Origin of the sequence: Acinetobacter pseudolwoffii (assembly GCF_002803605.1) — a bacterium.
Classification (GTDB): Bacteria; Pseudomonadota; Gammaproteobacteria; order Pseudomonadales; family Moraxellaceae; genus Acinetobacter; species Acinetobacter pseudolwoffii.
Window position 1 is genome coordinate 783,997 of the sequence record NZ_PHRG01000001.1, and the last position, 20,408, is coordinate 804,404.

The following is a 20,408-nucleotide window of genomic DNA, read 5'->3' on the forward strand; positions in this document are numbered from 1 at the left end:
ATGTCGAATATGCAACTGGACACGTTGAGACGTATTGTTCAAGAGATCAATGCATCTGCCAGTTTGCATGAATCCCTCGATATCATGGTCAAGCATGTCGCGGACGCCATGCATGTCGATGTCTGCTCTATTTACCTTCTGGATGAACGTAACCAGCGTTATCTGCTGATGGCTTCCAAGGGCCTGAAGGCTGAGTCCGTAGGTCACGTATCGTTACAGACTGGCGAAGGTTTGGTGGGTCTGGTCGGCCAGCGTGAAGAAATTGTCAATCTGGACAATGCACCCAAACATGAACGCTTCCTGTTCCTGCCTGAAACCGGTGAAGAGCTGTATAACTCTTTTCTGGGCGTCCCGGTGATGTACCGCCGTAAGGTGATGGGTGTGCTGGTGGTTCAGAATAAAGAATCTCAGGATTTCTCTGAAGCCGCCGAATCATTTCTGGTCACACTGTGCGCGCAGCTCTCTGGCGTAATTGCCCATGCCCATGCGGTGGGCAATATTGATGTCTTCCGCAAGCCAAGTAACCTGCCTGCCTATAAAACCTTTCAGGGGGTGTCCGGTTCAGGCGGGATTGCCCTGGGCCGGGCCGTGATTCTCTACCCGCCAGCAGATCTGGCCGCCGTTCCCGATCGTGAAGCCGATGACATCAGCGAAGAACTACAATTATTAGACAGCGCCCTCAACTCCGTCCGTGAAGAAATCCAGTCGCTCGATGACAAGATGCAGGATGCGCTGATGGCCGAAGAACGCGCCCTCTTTAGCGTATTCTTGCGGATGCTGGATGAAAATGCCCTGCCGGCAGAAATCAAGGCGCTCATTCGCGAAGGCCATTGGGCACAGGGTGCAGTGCGCATCGTGATTGATAGTCATGTGGCACAGTTTGCCCAGATGCAGGATGATTATTTACGTGAACGGGTGGCAGACTTAAAAGACTTGGGCCGCCGTATTCTGGCGCGTTTACAGGAAGCTGATGCCAGTCATCGTGAGCTGACCGATGAGAGTATTCTGATAGGGGAAGAGATTTCCACTGCAGCTCTGGTTGAACTGCCAGTGGATAAAATTGCTGCGATTGTCACCACTGAAGGTGCCATGAACTCGCATATGGTAATTGTGGCACGTGCCCTCGGCATTCCGACTGTGGTCGGTGTGACTGAACTGCCAATTAATACCCTGGATGATGTAGAAATGATCGTTGATGCGCATCAAGGCCGGGTCTTCATCAATCCGCCACGGCGTTTGCGCAGTCGCTATAAAGAAATTCAAAAAGAAGAAGAACAGATCGCCAAAGATCTGCGTCAGTACGAAACCAAAGATGCGATTACCCCGGATGGGGTAGCGGTAAAACTGTACGTCAACACCGGCCTGATGATCGATGTGGTCCGTGGCGTGCAACGTGGTGCCAAAGGCGTTGGTTTATACCGTTCTGAAATTCCATTTATGCTACGCGACCGCTTCCCGGGCGAAGAAGAACAGCGCGCGATTTATCGCCAGCAACTCACTCATTTTGCCAATAAACCGGTAGTGATGCGTACCCTGGACATTGGGGCAGACAAAGACCTGCCGTATTTTTCAATTGAAGAAGAAAATTCGGCACTGGGCTGGCGTGGCATTCGTTTTACCCTGGATCATCCGGAAATTTTTTCTTCACAAATTCGCGCCATGCTTAAAGCCAGTATCGGACTGAATAACCTGCATATTCTGTTGCCGATGGTGACCAGTGTCAGTGAGGTTGAAGAAGCACTCTATTTACTGGAACGTGATCATGCGGCGATTCAGGAAGAAGAGCAGGTCAAAGTGAACAAGCCAAAACTTGGCATCATGGTAGAAGTGCCGAGTGTGCTGCATCAGATTGATGAGTTTTCCGAACTGGTCGATTTCTTCTCGGTTGGCTCTAACGATTTGACTCAATATCTTTTGGCGGTCGATCGCAATAATCCGCGGGTTGCCAATGTCTATTCACATTTACATCCTGCCGTACTGCGTGCCCTGACCCGTCTGGTGCAGGACTGTCATCGTAATGAAAAACCGGTCAGTATCTGCGGTGAAATGGCAGGTGATCCGCTGTCTGCGGTTTTGCTCATGGCCATGGGCTTTAATACCCTGTCGATGAGTTCGAGTAATATCCTGAAGGTACGTAAAACCATTTGTCACGTGCCGATGAGTGATGCACAGGAATTGCTACAGCATGTGTTAAAAATGGACAATCCACTGATGGTAAAAAGCTGGCTGGAATATTATTTCAGAACCCATGGTTTGGGTGATATGGTGAAATCAGCCACGCGTATGGTGAGTGCCTAATCCGGGACTTTTCCAGTCCCTCGACGAGTGTAGAGGTGGTTATGGAATTTCTGGTTATCCTGTTCATGCTCATTGCGGTGTTCTATATTGTTATTATTGCACCTGCCTTGCGGGCCCGGAAAAATGCGGATTATTCCGGCTCATCTTATACACGTCCTGCCAGCGGCTATGCCGATCGGCCTAAAATGTCCCCTCTATTGGGCATTGAAATTTCAGCATCCCAGCAACGGCGTTTAGGCCGAAATGATCCCTCTGTGATAGCGGCCAAACTCTATCGTCAGCAAAAAGATCAATTTGCCAGTTTTCAGCAGGCCAGAACTGAACCTCACCCTGCACATTATGGACAGCCAAATCAGGGAAGACTGAATCAATTATTTAATGATTTTATACGAGATGAGCCAACAAATTCATCGCGGCGCTCCACTCAAAATACACAAAATCGTAGCAACCGCCCCGTTGCCCCGCTCTCTCCACTTGGAACCAACCCCAAACAGCCAACGCGTCATCCTCAACCACCTTACAGATCTTAAGCTGCCATTAAAAAAGGGCGATCTTCCATGGAATATCGCCCTTGTCTGTGCTTGTTGTAGCCACGTTTTGCATTTTTCTTTCGGTCTACAAAAACCTGACTTTTGTTGACTTCATGCATGTGTTTTGCCACAAAATTATGGATCACCACATGCTCGACTGTTTTCTTCTTGGCCATGTTGTACTTTCGCCTTTTAACTAGATTTTAGTGAGTTTCCACGCGAGTGGGAAAATAATGATACGCCATTTTGGACAATTTTCAAGCATATTTGCCAATGCTTTTTTTAAAAATAAAGACCATTTAAGCAGGATATTCTGTATTACAAAAATGAGCGCTATGGCCGGAAAACATGCTGATTACATTCAGCATTTCATGATGTTTTTCACACAGACAAAACCTGATCAAAAAAAGCATTTAAAATAAATCAGTTATAAGATTTATTTGAAACAGCACGATTCATCTATTAGTTTGATCCTTTGATAAAAACATATAAGGGACTTAAAGATTGTTATTTTCGTTTAATCCGATTCATTATTTGAGTTATCTAAAATATAGAGAATTTGATATTGTCAAAGAGTAGAAAACCGGCTACTTTTAAAAAGTAACCATTTAATTTTCAATATTTTAGACTTTATTAACTTTAAAAATATTTTTTGAGTGACATCACTCAATTATATCCTGTGAATTCCACTTTGTGCGCTAACAGTATTTATATCAAGATATTGAAAATAGAGTAAAACCTGATGCCCTTCGCAGATAACTCAATATTTTATAAATACTGGATAAACGCTACAAGATATTCAAAACTTGGAGAGGAAAAATGAGCCAAGATTTTAAAAAATGCCCTGTTACCCACCTGACCACTGAAGCGGGTGCGCCTGTGGTCGACAACCAGAACAGTATGACGGCAGGTGCGCGTGGACCTTTACTCGCTCAGGATTTATGGCTGAATGAAAAACTGGCCAACTTTGTCCGTGAAGTGATTCCAGAGCGTCGTATGCACGCCAAAGGTTCAGGTGCTTTTGGAACCTTTACCGTGACCAACGATATTACCCAATATACCCGCGCAAAAATTTTCTCGGAAGTGGGCAAGAAAACCGACATGTTTGCGCGTTTCTCGACCGTCGCAGGTGAACGTGGTGCGGCCGATGCAGAACGTGATATCCGTGGTTTTGCCCTGAAATTCTATACTGAAGAAGGCAACTGGGATCTGGTCGGCAATAACACCCCGGTATTTTTCCTGCGGGATGCGCGCAAGTTTCCAGATCTGAACAAAGCCGTTAAACGCGACCCGAAAACCAACAAGCGCAGTGCCACCAATAACTGGGATTTCTGGACGCTGCTGCCTGAAGCCTTGCATCAGGTGACCATTGTCATGTCGGATCGTGGTATTCCAGACGGTTATCGTCACATGCATGGTTTTGGCAGCCATACCTTTAGCTTTATCAATGCCAATAATGAACGCTTCTGGGTGAAATTCCATATGCGTACCCAGCAAGGCATCCAGAACCTCACCGATGCTGAAGCTGAAGCATTAATCGCTAAAGACCGTGAAAGCAGCCAGACTGACCTGTTTGATGCCATCGAACGTGGTGATTATCCAAAATGGAAAATGTATGTCCAGGTGATGCCGGAACTGGAAGCTGAAAGCGTTCCTTATCATCCATTTGACCTGACCAAAGTCTGGCCGAAAGGTGATTATCCGCTGATTGAAGTCGGTGAATTCGAACTGAACCGCAATCCGGAAAACTATTTCCAGGATGTGGAACAGGCGGCTTTTGCACCCAGCAATCTGGTACCGGGCATCAGCTACTCGCCGGACCGGATGTTACAAGCACGTTTATTTAACTATGCCGATGCCGCGCGTTACCGTGTCGGCGTGAATCACTCACAGGTTCCGGTCAATGCTGCACGCTGTCCGGTCAATTCTAACCGTCGTGATGGTCAGGGTCGTATGGATGGCAACTACGGTTCCTTGCCACATTATGAGCCGAACAGTTTCAGCCAATGGCAGGAGCAACCGGAATTCAGAGAGCCACCACTAAAAATCACCGGTGCTGCCGATTTCTGGGATTTCCGTGAAGATGATAACGATTACTTCAGCCAGCCACGTGCCCTGTTCAACCTGATGAATGATGAACAAAAGCAGGCCTTGTTTAATAACACGGCTGGCGCGATGGGTGATGCACTAGATTTCATTAAATACCGTCACATCCGCAATTGTTATAGTTGCGATCCGGCCTATGGCGAAGGCGTAGCACAAGCACTCGGCATGACAGTGGCAGATGCACAGGCTGCTCGTGAAACCGATCCAGCCAAAGGCTTAGCCAGCTTGCTTTAAGCTGCCTTAGCGATATATAAAAAACCACCCTCGGGTGGTTTTTTAGTGTGATATCAAGCAGTATACAAATAATACGTCACTAGAAAAAATATAACGATGAGCAAAGATATTGAAGACATCATTCAACAACACGACATCATTTTATTTGATGCTGTTTGTGTGATCTGTAATGGCTGGGCACGATTTTTGATTCAATACGATAACAAGATACAGTTTAAACTGGTCTCTGCCCAATCCCCTTTAGGTGTTGCCCTGCTCGAGCATTACCAGATGTCCACTGCACATTACAGCATGATGCTCGTCATCCAAGCTGGCACACTTTATACCGAATCCACTGCCCTGTTAAAAGTCATGCAGCATCTCGGTTTTCCGTTGAATTTAATGAGTACAGGCTATTTAGTGCCGCGTTTTATCCGCGACTTTCTGTATCGTGGGATTGCTTTAAAGCGCTATCAGCGATTTGGTAAAACTGATTATTGCCTGATTCCATCTAGCGAAAATAAACACCATTTTCTGGAAAATGCTATTCGTGAATTCTGAGCCCGTTTTCACCCAAGCGCTTCGCACCATTCAGCTAAGCTTGGCAATGCGCTGATTCTATCAAGGACTGATTCCAAAAATACTGTTTCAGTCCCCTGCTGAAATCACAATCTGGCAAAACCTGGGCTTTGAGCGGGTACTGGCCAAAGTCTTGGTTGGATTTTCTGGCATAGGTGAAATGCTGTTTGGCTGATGCTTTCTGTGCTTGCCATTCAACTCATCAAGCAAGAACAGCGTGAAGCCATTAGACAATAATCCGTTTGCCTTCATGTACGCAGTAAAACGGATTAATCAGCTTGGAAGAATGTTTGATAATTTCATGCAATTCATGCTCTGGCGCATCCCGATCTTCATCAGTAAGCTGGAACGTACGGTAATGAATCGCCAGTGAGCATTTGGCCTGCAAGTCCTGATGTGCATGAAATGCATCTTCCGGATTCATATGAATCGCACGCATCAGTGCACGCGGCTCATAGGCACCGATGGGCAGCAAGGCAATTCGGGGCGCACCCAGACGCTTGCGAACCTCTTTAAAATGCGAGGCATAACCACTATCTCCGGCAAAGAAACAATGTTCCTGACCATGCAATAAGGAAAAGCCACCCCACAAAGCACAATTCTGATCACGCATACCGCGCCCCGAGGCATGCTGTGCCGGCGTATAGACAATGCGGATTTCTTCAAAAAATGCATTTTCCCACCAGTCCATCTCATGCACCGTATAGTGCTTTGGCAAATACCAGGCATTGCCCAGTCCGGTATAAATTGGCATTTCAAATGTGCTATGCAACCATTCTAGCGTGGCCAGATCCATATGATCATAGTGGTTATGGCTGAGCAGCACAGCATCAATATGTGGTAGTTCATCTAGCGCAATACCGGCAGGAATGACCCGCTGCGGGCCAGTGGATGCAGAAGGACTGGCATATTCAGCCCAGACCGGATCGGTCAGGAAATTATAAGGCCCGATTTGAATGAGCACAGTGGCGTGACCAATAAACCAGATTTGCCAGTCATCTAAAGGCGCATCGGGACGCTGCTGTGGCAATGCACGCGGTCGCGCAAAAAACTCGGCACGTTCTGCATCGAGATTGATATTCCAAGTTTTGGATTTTCGGGTAATGAGCCATTTATATAAGTCAAAACGACTGTGCGCCCGAGCAGGATGCTCGAGATTACGAAACTGTTGTCCATTGAAATGATCTGAATGCAGATACTCAAATACCGGCTTAGACCAGAGATGTTTCCAGCTGGACTCCGTGGTTAACTGAAATTTTTTAGTTTTGAGAAGATCTTGCATAAACATCCACTATTTATTATTCGCTATATGCAAGACAGCAACCGCTTGAAATGGTCAGGCGACGCATCTTTTAATGAGCATACAAACTAAAAACAGGCGCACTTGAGTATAGTATGAAATCCATCACAGACAATCATGTATGTTTTTGTTATTTTAGCAAAAAAATAGCGCTCTGATAGCCTGCTGGCTGGCCGGACTAGGGGTACTATCGAGAAAGACATGATGCATGCAGTTTTTTAAAGAATACAAAATCATACCAAGCCCTACTCTGCTGATTTCAGCCAAAATTTTATCCTCATAATGTGCTGATTTGATCGTGCATGCCTGAGTTATGCAACGATTGAGAGTGCGGACGATGAAATCTACTATTTTTAACATTTGGCCAATCTGCTAAATAAACTTGCTTAAACTCTTGTGAACGGATATAGCCATAGACTTCTTTCATCTAAAAAATTTAAAGCATAAAAAAGGGCTTTCGCCCTTTTGATTTGCTACAGATTTAGCGCTTGGAAAAGTATTGCTCACGCCACTCTTTCCAAAAGTACATAATGATGCCGAACATCACCACGGCAATTCCTGCAAAGGCATGACTGCTGATGATTTCATGATTCAGAGTCGCACCAAGTACCAGTGCGATGACTGGCGTCATGACATTACTCAAAGATACTGTTGAAGCATTTAAACGCCGAATCAGCCAGAAATAACACAGCATCGCCACAATCGAGGACATGATCATGGTAAATACAAACCCGATCAGCGCCTGTGTGCCAGGCAACTGGGTCGGCATATGCTGCCAGATAAATGGAATCAAGAGCAGTGAACCGGCTGCTGATAGCAGCAGTGAACCTGTCGCTTGTGACATTGGGCTTAAAGGTGCGTTGATCTGTTTGACCCAGAAGATTGAACTGATATAGGACACCATACTGATCAGCATCAGCACCACACCCCAAGGATTCACCTTGCTGTCTGCCGAATCTAAAAATACAAAACTCAGCCCGGCAATGGCAACAGCCATACCCGACCATTGCAGCCACACTAACTGATGAGTTTTTAAGATCACATGCCCGATCAGACCGGCAATCAGCGGCGAAAAACCAAAAATCAGGGCCATCAGACCTGAGGTCAGATAATTGGCTGCCAAATAAATAAACAGCTGTGCACCGATTAAATTCAGACTGCCGGCCAGATAGCTTTTCATTGAGGTGCTGTCAAAAGGCAAAGGATCACGCATGATTTTTAGCAGGAATAGCGCAATAATCGATGCGCCAAAATAGCGAATGATCAGTACCCACATCGGGTGAATCTCGGCCACGCTCCAGACAATCGCCAAAGGCGTTGCGGCCCAAATCAGCACCAGTAAAGCATAAATACTTGCCGTCACCAGCATGGGAGATGAATTTGAATTCATAAAAGACTCAATTAAAGTTAATCAGAAAGAGTTGAACTAACTTCTCGTTCAAATCCACAATCGACAATACTGATTGCGGCATGGATGCCGCCGCTAAACTGGGATATATGGACATATCCTCAGTTTAGAAAAAGATTTTTGTCACCTTGCGCCATGTATGGCTCATCTATCAAAAGTGAGGCATTACCTACGCAAAGTAATACAAACCAAAACTGAAACTTGAGGTAGTGATCATATAGAGAGTATTCGATCAACATAAAAAAACAGACCTATGCAAAACATAGGTCTGTTCCAAGATATCTCAATACAACTTAAGCAATTTTGCGTAAGTCTTGTGTCAGATCCAAATGTTTTTCAGCTTCAAAAGCCGTATTCTTGCTGATCATTTTTTTCAGATGACGCATTTCTTTGGCCGCATTCACGGTAATACCGGCAACGATTTGACCATCGGTCACACCATACATCACGAATGAATTGTCTGCGCCTTTGGCTGCATCCATGTCACCACGAACCAGCCATTGGGTCGCTGCCATATCACCGACAAACTGGAAGTTGATATTGAGCTGATCGGTCCAGAACCAGGCCGGATTGGCTTTTGGATGTTCGACACCCATGACATGACGCGCAAAAATGCCTGCCTGAAGATTGGCATTTTCCCAAGTCTCGACACGGCGGAATTCGCCGTCTTCACGAAGTTGTGTCGCGACATCGCCTGCTGCATAAATATCGGCATTTGAAGTCTGGCAATTTTCATTGACCTTGATCGCAAGATCAGCATCTAAACCGGCTGCAATGGCAAGCTGTGCGTTTGGCACAATTCCGATTCCATAAACCACAGCATCAGCACGTAACTCTTCGCCATCAGCTAAAGTCACCACAATTTCTTCACCATCTAAACGGCAAGCTGCAACTTGAGTATTTAAGCGAACATCTACGCCTGCCAGACGATGTTGTTCAAGCAGAAATTCACTTAAAATACGCGGTGAACAACGACCCATTACCATTGGTCCCTGCTCAAGCACAGTCACCTGACAGTCTTTGTAACGCGCAGAGGATGCCAGTTCAAGACCGATCACACCGCCACCGATCAGCAGAATACGTTGACCTGCTTGCAATACAGGAACCAAGGCTTGTGAATCTTCAAGGTTACGAAGCGTATAAACATGTTTGCCCAAAGCATCGAAGTTTGGCAGACGGCGCGCGGCACCGCCTGTTGCGAGAAGCAATTTATCATAAGCAACAACATCACCATTTTGAAGTTCAACCGTTTTCGCGGTCGCGTTGATTTGAGTCACGCCATTGCCACGAATGGTGGTCACGCCAAGATCAGCCAGTTTTTCTGCTGACAGAATTTCAATCTTGGTGTCCTCAGGTTTTAGAATCACATCTTTCGACAGTGGCGGACGCTCATAAGGAAGATGCGTTTCATCACCAATCAGAATGATTTTACCTGCGTACTTGTTGCCACGAAGTTCTAAAATCGCGCTTGCACCTGCCTGGCCAGCCCCTACAATTACGATGGTTTCGATGTTGCTCATGTCAATTAACCTTTTAACTCTGCAGATACGATGCCGAAGCCCGCAATCCATTCACTGATATCTTCATAGCAGTGTGTTGTCATGTCGTATTCGCCCATTTCGCTTAAGGCTGCAAATGCCGCCATCCAGGAACGGACTTCCTGACCACCACGACCGCCGTCACGACGAATTTCATCTTCTGTCATGGCTTCTAAGGTCGCAAAATCAGCGTTCTTGAAGGTTTCAAGCAGTGCACGATCCCATTCAGCATTCAAAGGAACTGCAACCGAAGTATCGCCTGCTGCCAGTTTCTGACCGACTGCAATGACTTTGCCCTGACGCGCTTCACGTGCTTCAGGCGTTGGATTACGACCTGCTATCAGGAATTCTTCTACTGGTGGTGGAACCGAACCCATTTGCGGTGTGGGTGGATCATGCGACAGACCACCTGTACCTAAAACAAGGACACGCTCATTTTCAAGGTTTAAAGATTTAATAAACTGACCTACAGCACGGCCCAAAGCAAGGGTACGCTTGGTGGTTGGCATCGGTGCTGCAGCGCCATTAATAAAAATTGGAATCGTTGGATAACGATCGAGTTTGCCGTCACACAGGAAGTGCAATGGCTGAGTCACCCCATGATCCGCCTGCATACGGTAAGAATATGCAACGTCGACACCTTCATCGAGTACACGTCGAACCAAACCTAATGCTTTGTCTTCAGGTACATCAATGTGATCATTGTCTTTACCATAATCCCAGTCACCCGCAGCTTTGGCACGAATACCGACACAGAAACTTGGCATCAGGTCATAGAAGAAACCATTAAAATGGTCAGGACCAAAGGTGATAATCAGGGTTGGGTCGTAAGCTTTTACTTCAGCAGAGAGTTTTTCAAAAGCATCACGAACGGCTTGTTCTTTACGCTTTTCCTGTGGTGAAGCAAATTCCATTAAAGGACTGTGCGATGCACAAATAAGTTTAACGGCCATGAGAGACTCCAAAAAGGAAGACTTAAATCCTCCCCCATCCTTCCTTTAAAAGGAGGGAGATTCTTTCCCCCTCTTTTATAAAGAGGGGTAAGGGGAGATTTTTAAAAGCAGATTTTTATTCGTCAAAGAAACCGGCACGGGGCTGACGTAAGCCACGAATTCCCAGACCGCATTCTGCATTGATCAGAACGCCAGTCAAAGGACGGTTATTTTGACGAGATGCCAAGAGTACGTATGAACCTGTCATATCTTCCGGTTCAGGCAAGAAATTCAATGGCATACCACGTGCAATTTTCTCAGGATCACGTGCATCGAGCAGGCCAACATTTTCCTGACCGAGCGACGCTGCGCCTTTGATATTCACATTCATACCTGACGGTGCAACCGCATTCACTCGTACTTTAGGCGCAAGCTCATAGGCCAATTCTTTCATAATACCCACTCCTGCATGCTTAGATGCAGTATATACAGGGCCTCCGCCAGCGGAGTACAGTGCCGAATTAGACAAAGTAAATATGATAGAACCTTCAGAAGCGATCAATGCATCCAGTGCAGCCTTCGCACCGAGAATGAGTGACTTGGTATTAATCCCCATAATCTCGTCAAAGGCTTTTTCCAGCTGCTCACCAGAGGTATTGACGATATCGGCATAATGATCCCAGATCCCGGCATTGCCGACGAAACAGTCGAGTTTGCCGAAACGCTCTACAGTGGCATTCACTGCACGAACGTTGTCTGCATAGCTGGCTACATCGCCTTCAATCGCAAGAACTTTACCGCCAAAGTGTTCGTTTAATGCCTCCACTTTTGCTTTTGAACGTTGAAGAACGGCAACTTGTGCACCCTCTTCCAGGAAACGTTCCACTAGCGCCCAGCCTAAGCCTGAACCACCACCGGTAATAAGTGCAACTTCGCCTTGTAGCCAACCCATGATTACTCTCCTGCCATCTCTACATATAATGCGCCGTCTTCAACCACTACCGGGAATGTTTGAATTGGATCAGTTGCCGGCAAGCAAAGTGCTTCGCCGGTTTTCAAACAAAAACGTGCAGCATGAAGTGGACATTCCACTGTACCGTCGTCTTCAAGATAACCTTCAGACATAGACGCATTGCCGTGTGAACAGCGGTCGTTCATTGCGAAGAACTCACCACCGTTATTGAATACTGCCAATGCATCAATACCATTCACGCCGCAATCTACTTTTAGCGCTTCGCCTTCGTCTAATTCGTCAACTTGGCAAACAAAAATCTTATTCATTAGAAGAATACACTCAGGTTATGTGAGCTATAGGTCGCTTGATCCAGCATGATCTTACGGTTGAAGATCTGGAAGCCGAGGCCGCCTTCAACTTTACGGATCTTGTCATGGCGTTTACCGCAGTAAATGACAATGTCTTTCTCTTTTTGCGTACGATATAGCAAATAGGTTACATATACGTCGTATTCGCCTTCAACTTCAGCTGGCTCTACGATCACGTTGCTCACCATGTGAGTGGTACGTGATGGAGGCTCTTCAGCCCAAGCCATACCGGTTTCAAGACGTGCGACACGACGCTCTAAAAGGTCTTTGGTATCGTTGAATACCCAAGTCGTCGGTGGCTCAACTGAACGGCGACGGTCACGGGTTTGCGCGTTTGGTGTGGTACGTAGCGTATAAGAAATATCTTCAGCCAAGGTATCCAACCAATCGCGGAATTTCCAGTCGTCCAGCAATTTTGCTTCGCGATACAGGAACTGACTGATTTGATGATGAAGTTCTAAACTCACTTGACTCATTTCATAAGCTCCTTCTCGTATGCGTCAGCTGCTGCTTCAACGTCTTCCCATTTTTCATGGATCAATAAATCTGCCCAGCGGCGGTACATGCCACGTGCTGCAGTTTCAGAGAAAATATAGTTGGTGATCCCCGGAATACCATCTTCACGGATTTTCTCGTTGCCTTTACCCATTTCCATAATGAGTTTGTTTTGACGCGCTTTATAACCACGTAAAACTTTTTGGATTTCGATCCAGTTTTCAGAGTCATCTTGCTCTAGGAAACCAGCAGGACCGAAAGCACGCGTTGCAGAACGTTCAAATGCTTCTTTGACTTCTTGCGATGCTTCAGCATCCGCAATACAGAATGCCCATACTTCAGTTTTGTTTGGACCACGTGGGTGCCATACACGAAGCGTTGCCGTACCGTTCAACCAAGACAAGGTCGGGAACATGGTGTTATGACCTGCAAGACGCAGGGCACGGACTTCACCTAAACGCTCTTTTACTTCTTCATAAGTTTCGCGGAAGTAGTTGGCTACTTCACCGTCGACCCATACGTTTGCATCTGGTTTTTCTGTAAAGAAGAAGCCTGAACCGTGACCACGTGAACCGTACTGAAGTGCATCTTTAGCCGTTTCCCAGACTGGACGAGCCGTTTGTGCAGCACCAAGTTTTTTCGATGCTTCATCATCTGGTTTTGCGCCAAGGACTTGGATCGCAGATGCATGAGAGAACAAGGCATGATATTGGTCAGATGCAAACTGTTCCGCTGCAAATTTCCAGTTACACTCGATTTCCCATTTGTGTACACCACCGATAATTTCTGTACCACCTGGACGACGGTCAAGTACACCATCTAGATACCAGGCGATATCGCCCATGTATTCTTCAAGATCAGGTGTGGTTTCATCCCAACAAGCGAATACCAGACCTTTGTAAGACTTGACACGATTCACTTCGACCAAGCCCCATTGCTCTTTACATGCACCTTGTGGGTAAGCACGTTCTTCAAGCGGAATGTCTTTTAAAGAACCGTCAATGCCATAAGACCAGCCGTGGTATGGGCAAGTGAATGCACGGGTATTACCACAGTCTGCGAAACTCACACGCATAGAGCGGTGACGGCACTGGTTTAAGAATGCTTTGATTGAGCCATCTTTTTGACGTGCCACGATGATCGGATCTTCACCCATATAGGTATTGAAGAAGTCACCCGCCTTTGGAATCTGGCTTTCATGACAAAGGAACAACCAAGTACGGCCAAAAACGCGTTCAAGTTCTAATTCGTAAATATCTGGATCTGTATAGATAGATGGAGTGATACGCCCATTTTGTGCATCGACTAAAGCGTCGATTTCACGCACATCAATTTTTCCACTCATGAAAAGCTCTCCTGTGACCCATCAAGGCACAAAGTAAATAGACTCAATTCGAATGGATAATGGATTTTGGATTGATTTTGGGGAAATATTTTTTTTGTTTCAATTAATAGCTTTAAGCAATTATTCCACGTGCTTGTTCTGATATTAAAACATTAATAAATATCTCAAGAGTATTTACTTTCTAAATATCAAAATAACCTTCACGACATAGTTGTTTATAGATTATACTTCTATGAAATTATAGTAAGACATTTTTTGGATTACTCTTCGGGCTGATGACATGGAATTACGACACCTTCGCTACTTTATCACCGTTGCTGAAGAACTGAACTTTAGTAAGGCAGCACTTAAACTTTATACGGCTCAACCCTCACTTAGCCAGCAAATCAAAGACCTGGAAGAAGATGTCGGCGTCAAGCTACTCAACCGAACCAAACGTAAAGTGGAGCTGACCGAAGAAGGTGCCGTATTTCTGGAACAGGCGCGCCTGACCCTGGCACAAGCAGACAAGGCCGTTGCCATGGCACGTCAGGTGTCACAAGCCAAGCAGCAAATGCTACGGATTGGTTTTGTTCCGGTGGCCGAGATGAAAATCTTCCCGTATATCTTGCCAAATCTGCGTGTGCAAAATCCGGATTTAAAAATTGAATTGCTCAGCCTGAACAATAATGAACAAATGCGTCTGTTGAAAAAAGGTGATCTGGATCTGACTTTTACCCGTCATAACTTCAATAGTGATGAAATTGAAAGCCAGTTTGTAATTCGTGAGCCTTTGATTTTTATATTACCTAAAGATCACCCTCTGGCAAAATACGAGAGAATTCCAGTTAAAGCATTGAATGGTATTGATTTTATTATTCCATCAGCAGAGCAGTCACATACTTTGCATCATGCCATTCTGGACTTTGCCAAAGCCAATAACGTTGAGCTCAACATCGTACAGAAAGCGGATAATATCCTGTTCAATATCAACTCGATTGGTATCGGCTTGGGCTGCACCATATTACCGGGCTATATTGTACCGCTGACCATGGACAATACCGTAATTCGCCCTCTGGACGTGGAACTGCCATATCTGGATCTGTATGTCAGTTACCACAAAAACAACAAATCCTATGCGGTAACCAAATTCCTTGAGCTATTAACCCGGGTGTTTTATCTGGACATTAACCGCGACGAACAGGACTAATCCCGCTCCATCTCCGATCAAGCATATGCCATTCAACTTTTGAGTGGCATGTGCTTTTTTGTTTTATCATTTTTTGCTAAAAAATTTATTTTAAATTCTATTTTTTGATAAAGGATCAATCTGTAGCTCCTTAATTGGTCGCCTGATCTAGGCTAATACTGCCTGTTTTTCACCCTAAACTCCCTTCATTTACAACTTAAGTCTAATAAAAGTTAAGTCAGTTTTTTCTCGGCTTAAATTTAATAACTTGCTAAAAATAATTAGATTTTTACATCAACCTATACAAATGAGAATCATATGCACTTAAATACATTCTGTTCAATATTTTGCCCACAAAAAAAGGATGACCGAAGCCATCCCTTTTTAAAACACGGTAAAATTATTTTACGCCGTGAACAGCAAGATAGTTTTTGATCACAGTATTGAATTCGTCTGCTTTCTCAACTTGAGACCAGTGCCCACATTGGCTGAAGATATGCGCATCAGCATTTGGAACCACATTCAGGATGTCCCAAGTACGTGATACTGGAATGACCACATCTTGCGTACCATGAATCAATAGCACTGGCACAGTAATGTCTTTCATTTTTTCGAAATCAAGCGGGAATTCGAAACGGTCACGGTCACGTGCGCCAACTACATCCATCAAACGATTTGATGCATAGTCATTTGCAGCAGAAGCAAAGCGAACTTTAACCAGTTCATCCGTGATCAAGTCTTTATTTACCACAAACATTGACAAGGTTTTCTTGATGCCTTCTTCAGTCAACACCGGGTTTGCATGCGCTTTGAGTGCAGCAGTTTGTTTCGCACCGCCTGTCCCCATAGACACGATACCCAAAACGCGCTCTGGATAATCCAGTGCCAACTGGAATGCCAACCAGCCACCTAAAGAGTTACCCACTAACCAGGTTTTTTCGATACCCAAAGCATCTAGCGTACGGATCGCATGGTCCACCCAGGCACGAATACCATATTCAGTGTTTGGCGCAACCACAGTTTGGCCATAACCAATGGTATCAATCGCGATGCAACGTGCTTGCTCACCAATTTGTGGCAGGTTTAACCACCAGTTTGCCGCAGCAGATACACCTGTGCCTGAACCGTGTAAAAATAGAATAGGCGTACCTTCACCAATTTCGTGGTAATGGGTCAACTCACCTTCAGCAGTTTCAATCCATTTGTCTTCCAAGCCAAAGAACGGATCTGTTTGATAGTCAGGGATTTGAACAGTGCTCATATTACTTCCTCTTACAGTCTTTCGCTTGCGTGTCCCTCTCTTTTCAAGAATTCGACGTCAAGTTGACTCATTAAAATGACTTTTTTACATCCTTATCTTAACCGCTCAAGACGGGTCAACTGATACAAAATTACGATTGCACACTACAAAATAAATATAATTTAAGTTTATGTTTTATATGGTTATTTTAATATCAAAACCCTTATTTATTTTCAGGATTTAGTTTATGTACAGATAGAAAAACAGCGCTACACCGGATAGCGCTCTTGATCAAGGCAGCAGAATTAGAATTTATAGGTATAAGTGGTTGCTACACGGTATTCCTGAAGGTCTGGTTTTGCTGGATTTGCAAAATTCACATCAATATACATGCCCTGTACGCCTAAACCTTTTAATTTACCTTCTGGCACAGTGTAATTGACGATTGCATTCACTTCATCCGTATTGAAGTTTTGACTTTGATATACTCCGGTACCTTGCTGATCATAGCCTTTGAAATAAATCGCTGTTGCATTTAGTCCCTTCAAGCCGACTTCAGAAAAGTCATAACCATAAGACACATGCCATGACTTTTCTTCCGGCGCTGTGAAAGTTGAGACTCCCCAGTTCGCCAAATAAGGCTGTGGCACCCAGCCTCCCAATGTCGGGAATGCACTGTCACCAAACATTTGCTGATAACCCACGCCTACCGTATGTGCACCATGATTGATTTTTGCAGCTACCGATAATGCCTGGTTGTCGATCTCACCATACAATTTATCGCCAGATTCGGAGTTATTGAAATAACGCACATGACTATCTAATTTGGTTTTTTCACCTAACCCGATTTTGTAATTCACACCCAGATAATGCTGCTGGTAAATGTCTTGAACATCGGCATACCAATAACTTGCACCCAACTCTTTTGTCAGCTGGTGATCTATACCGGCAATCCACATCCCATCCGCTTCTGCACCATTATCAAATTGTGGTGGATTAAATTTGGTTAAATCACGGAACTGGTTGTCATAACGGTTGTTAATCCTGTCAATATAAGCCAGTGTAAGCTTAGTATCTTTAAGCTCTTTCGACTCTAACCATGCACCGCTATAAGTTGTTAACAACTGACGCGATGGATCAAACACTAAAACTGGCGACACTGGGAGTAATTCACCAACTTTTAATTCGGTTTCTGAAACCTTGGCTTTTAAGGTTGCGCCGACTTTACCGAAATGGTCTTTTGATTGCTTGCCATCATGCGGTAAAACCCAGTCCGGATTCTTATCACGACCTTTGAGTTTAACTGCATGTTGAACTAGCACATCAGCACCGACCTTTATCCCAGCACCGATATCGTGATAACCCGACTTGGCATCCAGAGTCACCCCTTGTGACCAAGAACCCCAGTTACGTGATGAAGCATCATCTTGATACTGGCGATCTAAATAGAAATTTTTAAATTTTAATTGCACATTACTGTCGTCAATAAAATCTGCATTCGCTGCAGTTGTTCCTAAAGTTGCTATCGCAGCAAACATTGCTATCCATAAGTTTTGACGACGCATCATGAGTTCCCCATTCAACAGATAAAATCTATGTCGCCATCATGCGCAAGTCGATTTAAATAAAAAATCCGACCACAGTATTAAGATTTTCTGCTTTCATCGGCCGATATTTCAGACCTCTCCTCAAGCAACCAATCGCTTAGATTTTAAAACGATTAATTAAAATAAAAAATTGACCAGATATTTAATTCAAACTTTTGTTTCTTCTATTAATAAGAGTAAATTTTTTAAAATCTTTCAGCAGCCATTTTTTATTTATCGTTTTTATGTTTAAGGAAAATATAAAGCCAAAATAATCGCTCTACAACATTATAACTAAAACATCTCACCCCAGAGTTTTAATATATTAATCAATCTCATTTAAAATAAAAAAGCACCCAATTTGGATGCTTTTTTATCAAACTTATTTTAATACTGAGCGATTAAAAGTTAAGCTTGTAACTCACGCGCTTTAGACATGGTTAATGCTAAATCTTCAATCATGTCTTCCTGACCACCGACCGTACCACGACGACCAAGCTCCATCAGGATTTCACGTGCAGAAACGCCATATTTTGCTTCAGCGCGTTTAGCAAACAACAGGAATGAAGAATACACACCCGCATAACCCAAAGTTGCTGCATCACGATCCGCGCGGATCGGGTTGTGCATCATTGGAATGACCAGATCTTCAGCAACGTCTTGTACTTTGAACAAGTCAACGCCAGTGTCCATGCCCATACGGTTTGCAACCGCAATGAACAACTCAAGTGGTGTATTACCCGCACCCGCACCCAAACCTGCAGATGCCAAGTCAACACGTACTGCACCGGCTTGTACCGCAGCAACCGTATTCGATACACCCATACCCAAGTTATGGTGACCGTGGAAACCGAGCTCAATGCTTGGGTCCAAGTGTTGACGTAAATGACCAACACGATCGATGACATCTTGAGGAAGCATATAACCTGCTGAGTCAGTGACATAGATACAGTTTGCACCGTAAGACACCATCTTGTTTGCTTCTTCAAGCAGTTTTTCAGGAGATGCCATGTGCGCCAACATCAAGAAACCGACCGTGTCCATTTCTAGTTTGCGTGCAGCCGTGATGTGCTGTTCAGAACAGTCTGCTTCTGTACAGTGTGTTGCCACACGAATAGTAGATACACCAATTTCATGCGCCATTTTCAAATGGTCAACCGTACCGATCCCAGGCAGAAGAAGTGCAGAAATTTTGGCATTCTTCATACGTGGTACAACAGCTGTTAAATATTCTTCGTCAGTCGCAGCAGCAAAACCGTAGTTGACGGATGAACCGCCAAGGCCGTCACCATGCGTGACTTCAATTAAAGGTACGCCTGCATCATCAAGTGCTGTTGAAATCGCAATCATTTGCTCAACAGTGGTTTGATGGCGCTGTGGATGCATACCATCACGTAACGTCATATCATGAACAATAATCTTAGACATGTGGTTGCTCCTTAAGCGTCTTTATTGAATACGTGTTCTGCAAACATCTCTGCAGTACGTGCAGCAGCAGCAGTCATGATGTCAAGATTACCGGCATATTTCGGCAGGAAATCACCAAGACCTTCAACTTCCAAGTAAATTGACACGCGGTTGCCATCAAAAACTGGACCATTGACAAGCTTGTAACCCGGTACATATTTTTGAACTTCTTTAATCATTGCGTGTACAGATTCAGTGATCGCAGCTTGATCTGGCTCACCTTCTACCAGACAGTGAACTGTGTCACGCATCATCAGTGGTGGCTCAGCCGGGTTGATGATGATAATCGCTTTACCCTGTTTCGCGCCGCCCACTTTCTCAATGGCACCGGCAGTGGTACGGGTAAATTCATCAATGTTTTTACGTGTACCTGGACCTACTGATTTAGTCGATACCGTTGCAATGATCTCACCATATTCAACCGGTTGAACGCGAGAAACTGCAGCAACCATCGGAATCGTTGCCTGACCGCCACAGGTGACCATGTTTACGTTTGGCACTTCGCCACCCACAAGCAATGCTTCCAGGTTGACCGGTGGTACGCAGAATGGACCGATCGCAGCAGGCGTTAAGTCAATCATCAGTACGCCAAGTTCATTGAGCTTGCGGCTATTTTCAGCATGTACATAAGCAGACGTTGCATCGAATGCAATTTTAATATCATCTGCAATCACGTGAGGAAGAAGACCATCCACACCTTCAGCGGTGGTTTTTAAACCCATTTTTGCAGCACGTGCCAGACCTTCAGAAGTTGGGTCAATCCCCACCATCCACACTGGCTCTAACCATTCGCTGCGTTGTAACTTGTAAAGCAAATCAGTACCGATATTACCTGGACCGATCATTGCACATTTAATCTTTTTCATGAATGTACTCTCTT

18 protein-coding genes and 1 pseudogene are annotated in these 20,408 nt (G+C 44.9%); 6 read left to right on the forward strand and 13 right to left on the reverse strand.

Annotated features, from left to right (window positions below):
- Positions 1-2,298, forward strand: a complete 2,298-nt coding sequence (gene ptsP / locus CWI32_RS03635; RefSeq protein WP_074383977.1) for a phosphoenolpyruvate--protein phosphotransferase — start codon at positions 1-3, stop codon at positions 2,296-2,298.
- 41 nt (positions 2,299-2,339) lie between these two features.
- Entirely contained in the window at positions 2,340-2,828 is a 489-nt protein-coding gene (locus CWI32_RS03640; RefSeq protein WP_100534653.1) for a hypothetical protein, read from the forward strand.
- On the opposite strand, the gene CWI32_RS03645 is transcribed toward CWI32_RS03640, so the two are convergent.
- Complete coding sequence (locus CWI32_RS03645) at positions 2,825-3,004, reverse strand: DUF7230 family protein (protein ID WP_005095450.1); 180 nt, start codon at positions 3,002-3,004, stop codon at positions 2,825-2,827. The two genes, CWI32_RS03640 and CWI32_RS03645, sit on opposite strands and share 4 nt — an antisense overlap.
- Positions 3,005-3,647: 643 nt before the next feature.
- On the opposite strand from CWI32_RS03645, the gene CWI32_RS03655 reads away from it, so the two are divergent.
- From CWI32_RS03655 to CWI32_RS15490, 3 genes and pseudogenes are all read left to right on the forward strand, one after another.
- A complete protein-coding gene (locus CWI32_RS03655) occupies positions 3,648-5,168 on the forward strand; it encodes a catalase (protein WP_100534654.1) in 1,521 nt (506 codons plus the stop codon).
- Positions 5,169-5,264: 96 nt separating this feature from the next.
- Positions 5,265-5,708, forward strand: a complete 444-nt coding sequence (locus CWI32_RS03660; RefSeq protein ID WP_100534655.1) for a thiol-disulfide oxidoreductase DCC family protein — start codon at positions 5,265-5,267, stop codon at positions 5,706-5,708.
- Positions 5,698-5,898, forward strand: a pseudogene (locus CWI32_RS15490) (DoxX-like family protein); the annotation flags it as partial. The gene CWI32_RS03660 and the pseudogene CWI32_RS15490, both read left to right, overlap by 11 nt.
- Positions 5,899-5,952: 54 nt before the next feature.
- On the opposite strand, the gene CWI32_RS03670 reads toward CWI32_RS15490, so the two are convergent.
- From CWI32_RS03670 to hcaE, 8 genes are all read right to left on the reverse strand, one after another.
- The gene (locus CWI32_RS03670) at positions 5,953-7,008 is read right to left on the reverse strand and encodes an MBL fold metallo-hydrolase (protein ID WP_005095443.1); all 1,056 of its coding nucleotides are present in this window, start codon (positions 7,006-7,008) and stop codon (positions 5,953-5,955) included.
- A gap of 499 nt (positions 7,009-7,507) precedes the next feature.
- Positions 7,508-8,416, reverse strand: a complete 909-nt coding sequence (locus CWI32_RS03675) for a DMT family transporter (protein WP_100534656.1) — start codon at positions 8,414-8,416, stop codon at positions 7,508-7,510.
- A 311-nt stretch (positions 8,417-8,727) separates the two neighbouring features.
- A complete protein-coding gene (hcaD, locus tag CWI32_RS03680; protein WP_100534657.1) occupies positions 8,728-9,954 on the reverse strand; it encodes a 3-phenylpropionate/cinnamic acid dioxygenase ferredoxin--NAD(+) reductase subunit in 1,227 nt (408 codons plus the stop codon).
- Positions 9,955-9,959: 5 nt separating this feature from the next.
- The gene (locus CWI32_RS03685) at positions 9,960-10,925 is read right to left on the reverse strand and encodes a 3-carboxyethylcatechol 2,3-dioxygenase (RefSeq protein WP_100534658.1); all 966 of its coding nucleotides are present in this window, start codon (positions 10,923-10,925) and stop codon (positions 9,960-9,962) included.
- Between the two features lie 115 nt (positions 10,926-11,040).
- Entirely contained in the window at positions 11,041-11,856 is an 816-nt protein-coding gene (gene hcaB, locus CWI32_RS03690; protein WP_005095434.1) for a 3-phenylpropionate-dihydrodiol/cinnamic acid-dihydrodiol dehydrogenase, read from the reverse strand.
- 2 nt (positions 11,857-11,858) lie between these two features.
- Complete coding sequence (gene hcaC, locus CWI32_RS03695; protein WP_005095433.1) at positions 11,859-12,185, reverse strand: 3-phenylpropionate/cinnamic acid dioxygenase ferredoxin subunit; 327 nt, start codon at positions 12,183-12,185, stop codon at positions 11,859-11,861.
- Entirely contained in the window at positions 12,185-12,703 is a 519-nt protein-coding gene (hcaF, locus tag CWI32_RS03700) for a 3-phenylpropionate/cinnamic acid dioxygenase subunit beta (protein ID WP_005095432.1), read from the reverse strand. Before hcaF ends, hcaC begins: the two co-directional genes overlap by 1 nt.
- Positions 12,700-14,067, reverse strand: a complete 1,368-nt coding sequence (gene hcaE / locus CWI32_RS03705) for a 3-phenylpropionate/cinnamic acid dioxygenase subunit alpha (protein ID WP_005095430.1) — start codon at positions 14,065-14,067, stop codon at positions 12,700-12,702. The genes hcaF and hcaE overlap by 4 nt, the downstream gene beginning before the upstream one ends.
- A 280-nt stretch (positions 14,068-14,347) precedes the next feature.
- Between hcaE and hcaR the strand changes: the two genes are divergently transcribed.
- Positions 14,348-15,256 carry a DNA-binding transcriptional regulator HcaR gene (hcaR, locus tag CWI32_RS03710; RefSeq protein WP_005172878.1) on the forward strand — a complete coding sequence of 303 codons (909 nt, stop codon included), beginning with the start codon at positions 14,348-14,350 and terminating at the stop codon, positions 15,254-15,256.
- A 379-nt stretch (positions 15,257-15,635) separates the two neighbouring features.
- Here the strand turns inward: hcaR and CWI32_RS03715 are convergent, their stop codons facing one another.
- The 4 genes from CWI32_RS03715 to CWI32_RS03730 all read right to left on the reverse strand — a co-directional run bounded on the left by CWI32_RS03715 (position 15,636) and on the right by CWI32_RS03730 (position 20,394).
- A complete protein-coding gene (locus tag CWI32_RS03715) occupies positions 15,636-16,496 on the reverse strand; it encodes an alpha/beta fold hydrolase (protein WP_005095425.1) in 861 nt (286 codons plus the stop codon).
- Between the two features lie 284 nt (positions 16,497-16,780).
- Positions 16,781-18,040 (reverse strand): OprD family outer membrane porin, encoded by a 1,260-nt coding sequence (locus CWI32_RS03720; RefSeq protein ID WP_100357594.1) that lies wholly within the window; start codon positions 18,038-18,040, stop codon positions 16,781-16,783.
- Between the two features lie 429 nt (positions 18,041-18,469).
- Complete coding sequence (gene dmpG / locus CWI32_RS03725; RefSeq protein ID WP_100534659.1) at positions 18,470-19,489, reverse strand: 4-hydroxy-2-oxovalerate aldolase; 1,020 nt, start codon at positions 19,487-19,489, stop codon at positions 18,470-18,472.
- 11 nt (positions 19,490-19,500) lie between these two features.
- Positions 19,501-20,394 carry an acetaldehyde dehydrogenase (acetylating) gene (locus tag CWI32_RS03730; RefSeq protein ID WP_074383969.1) on the reverse strand — a complete coding sequence of 298 codons (894 nt, stop codon included), beginning with the start codon at positions 20,392-20,394 and terminating at the stop codon, positions 19,501-19,503.
- Between the last annotated feature and the right edge of the window lie 14 nt (positions 20,395-20,408).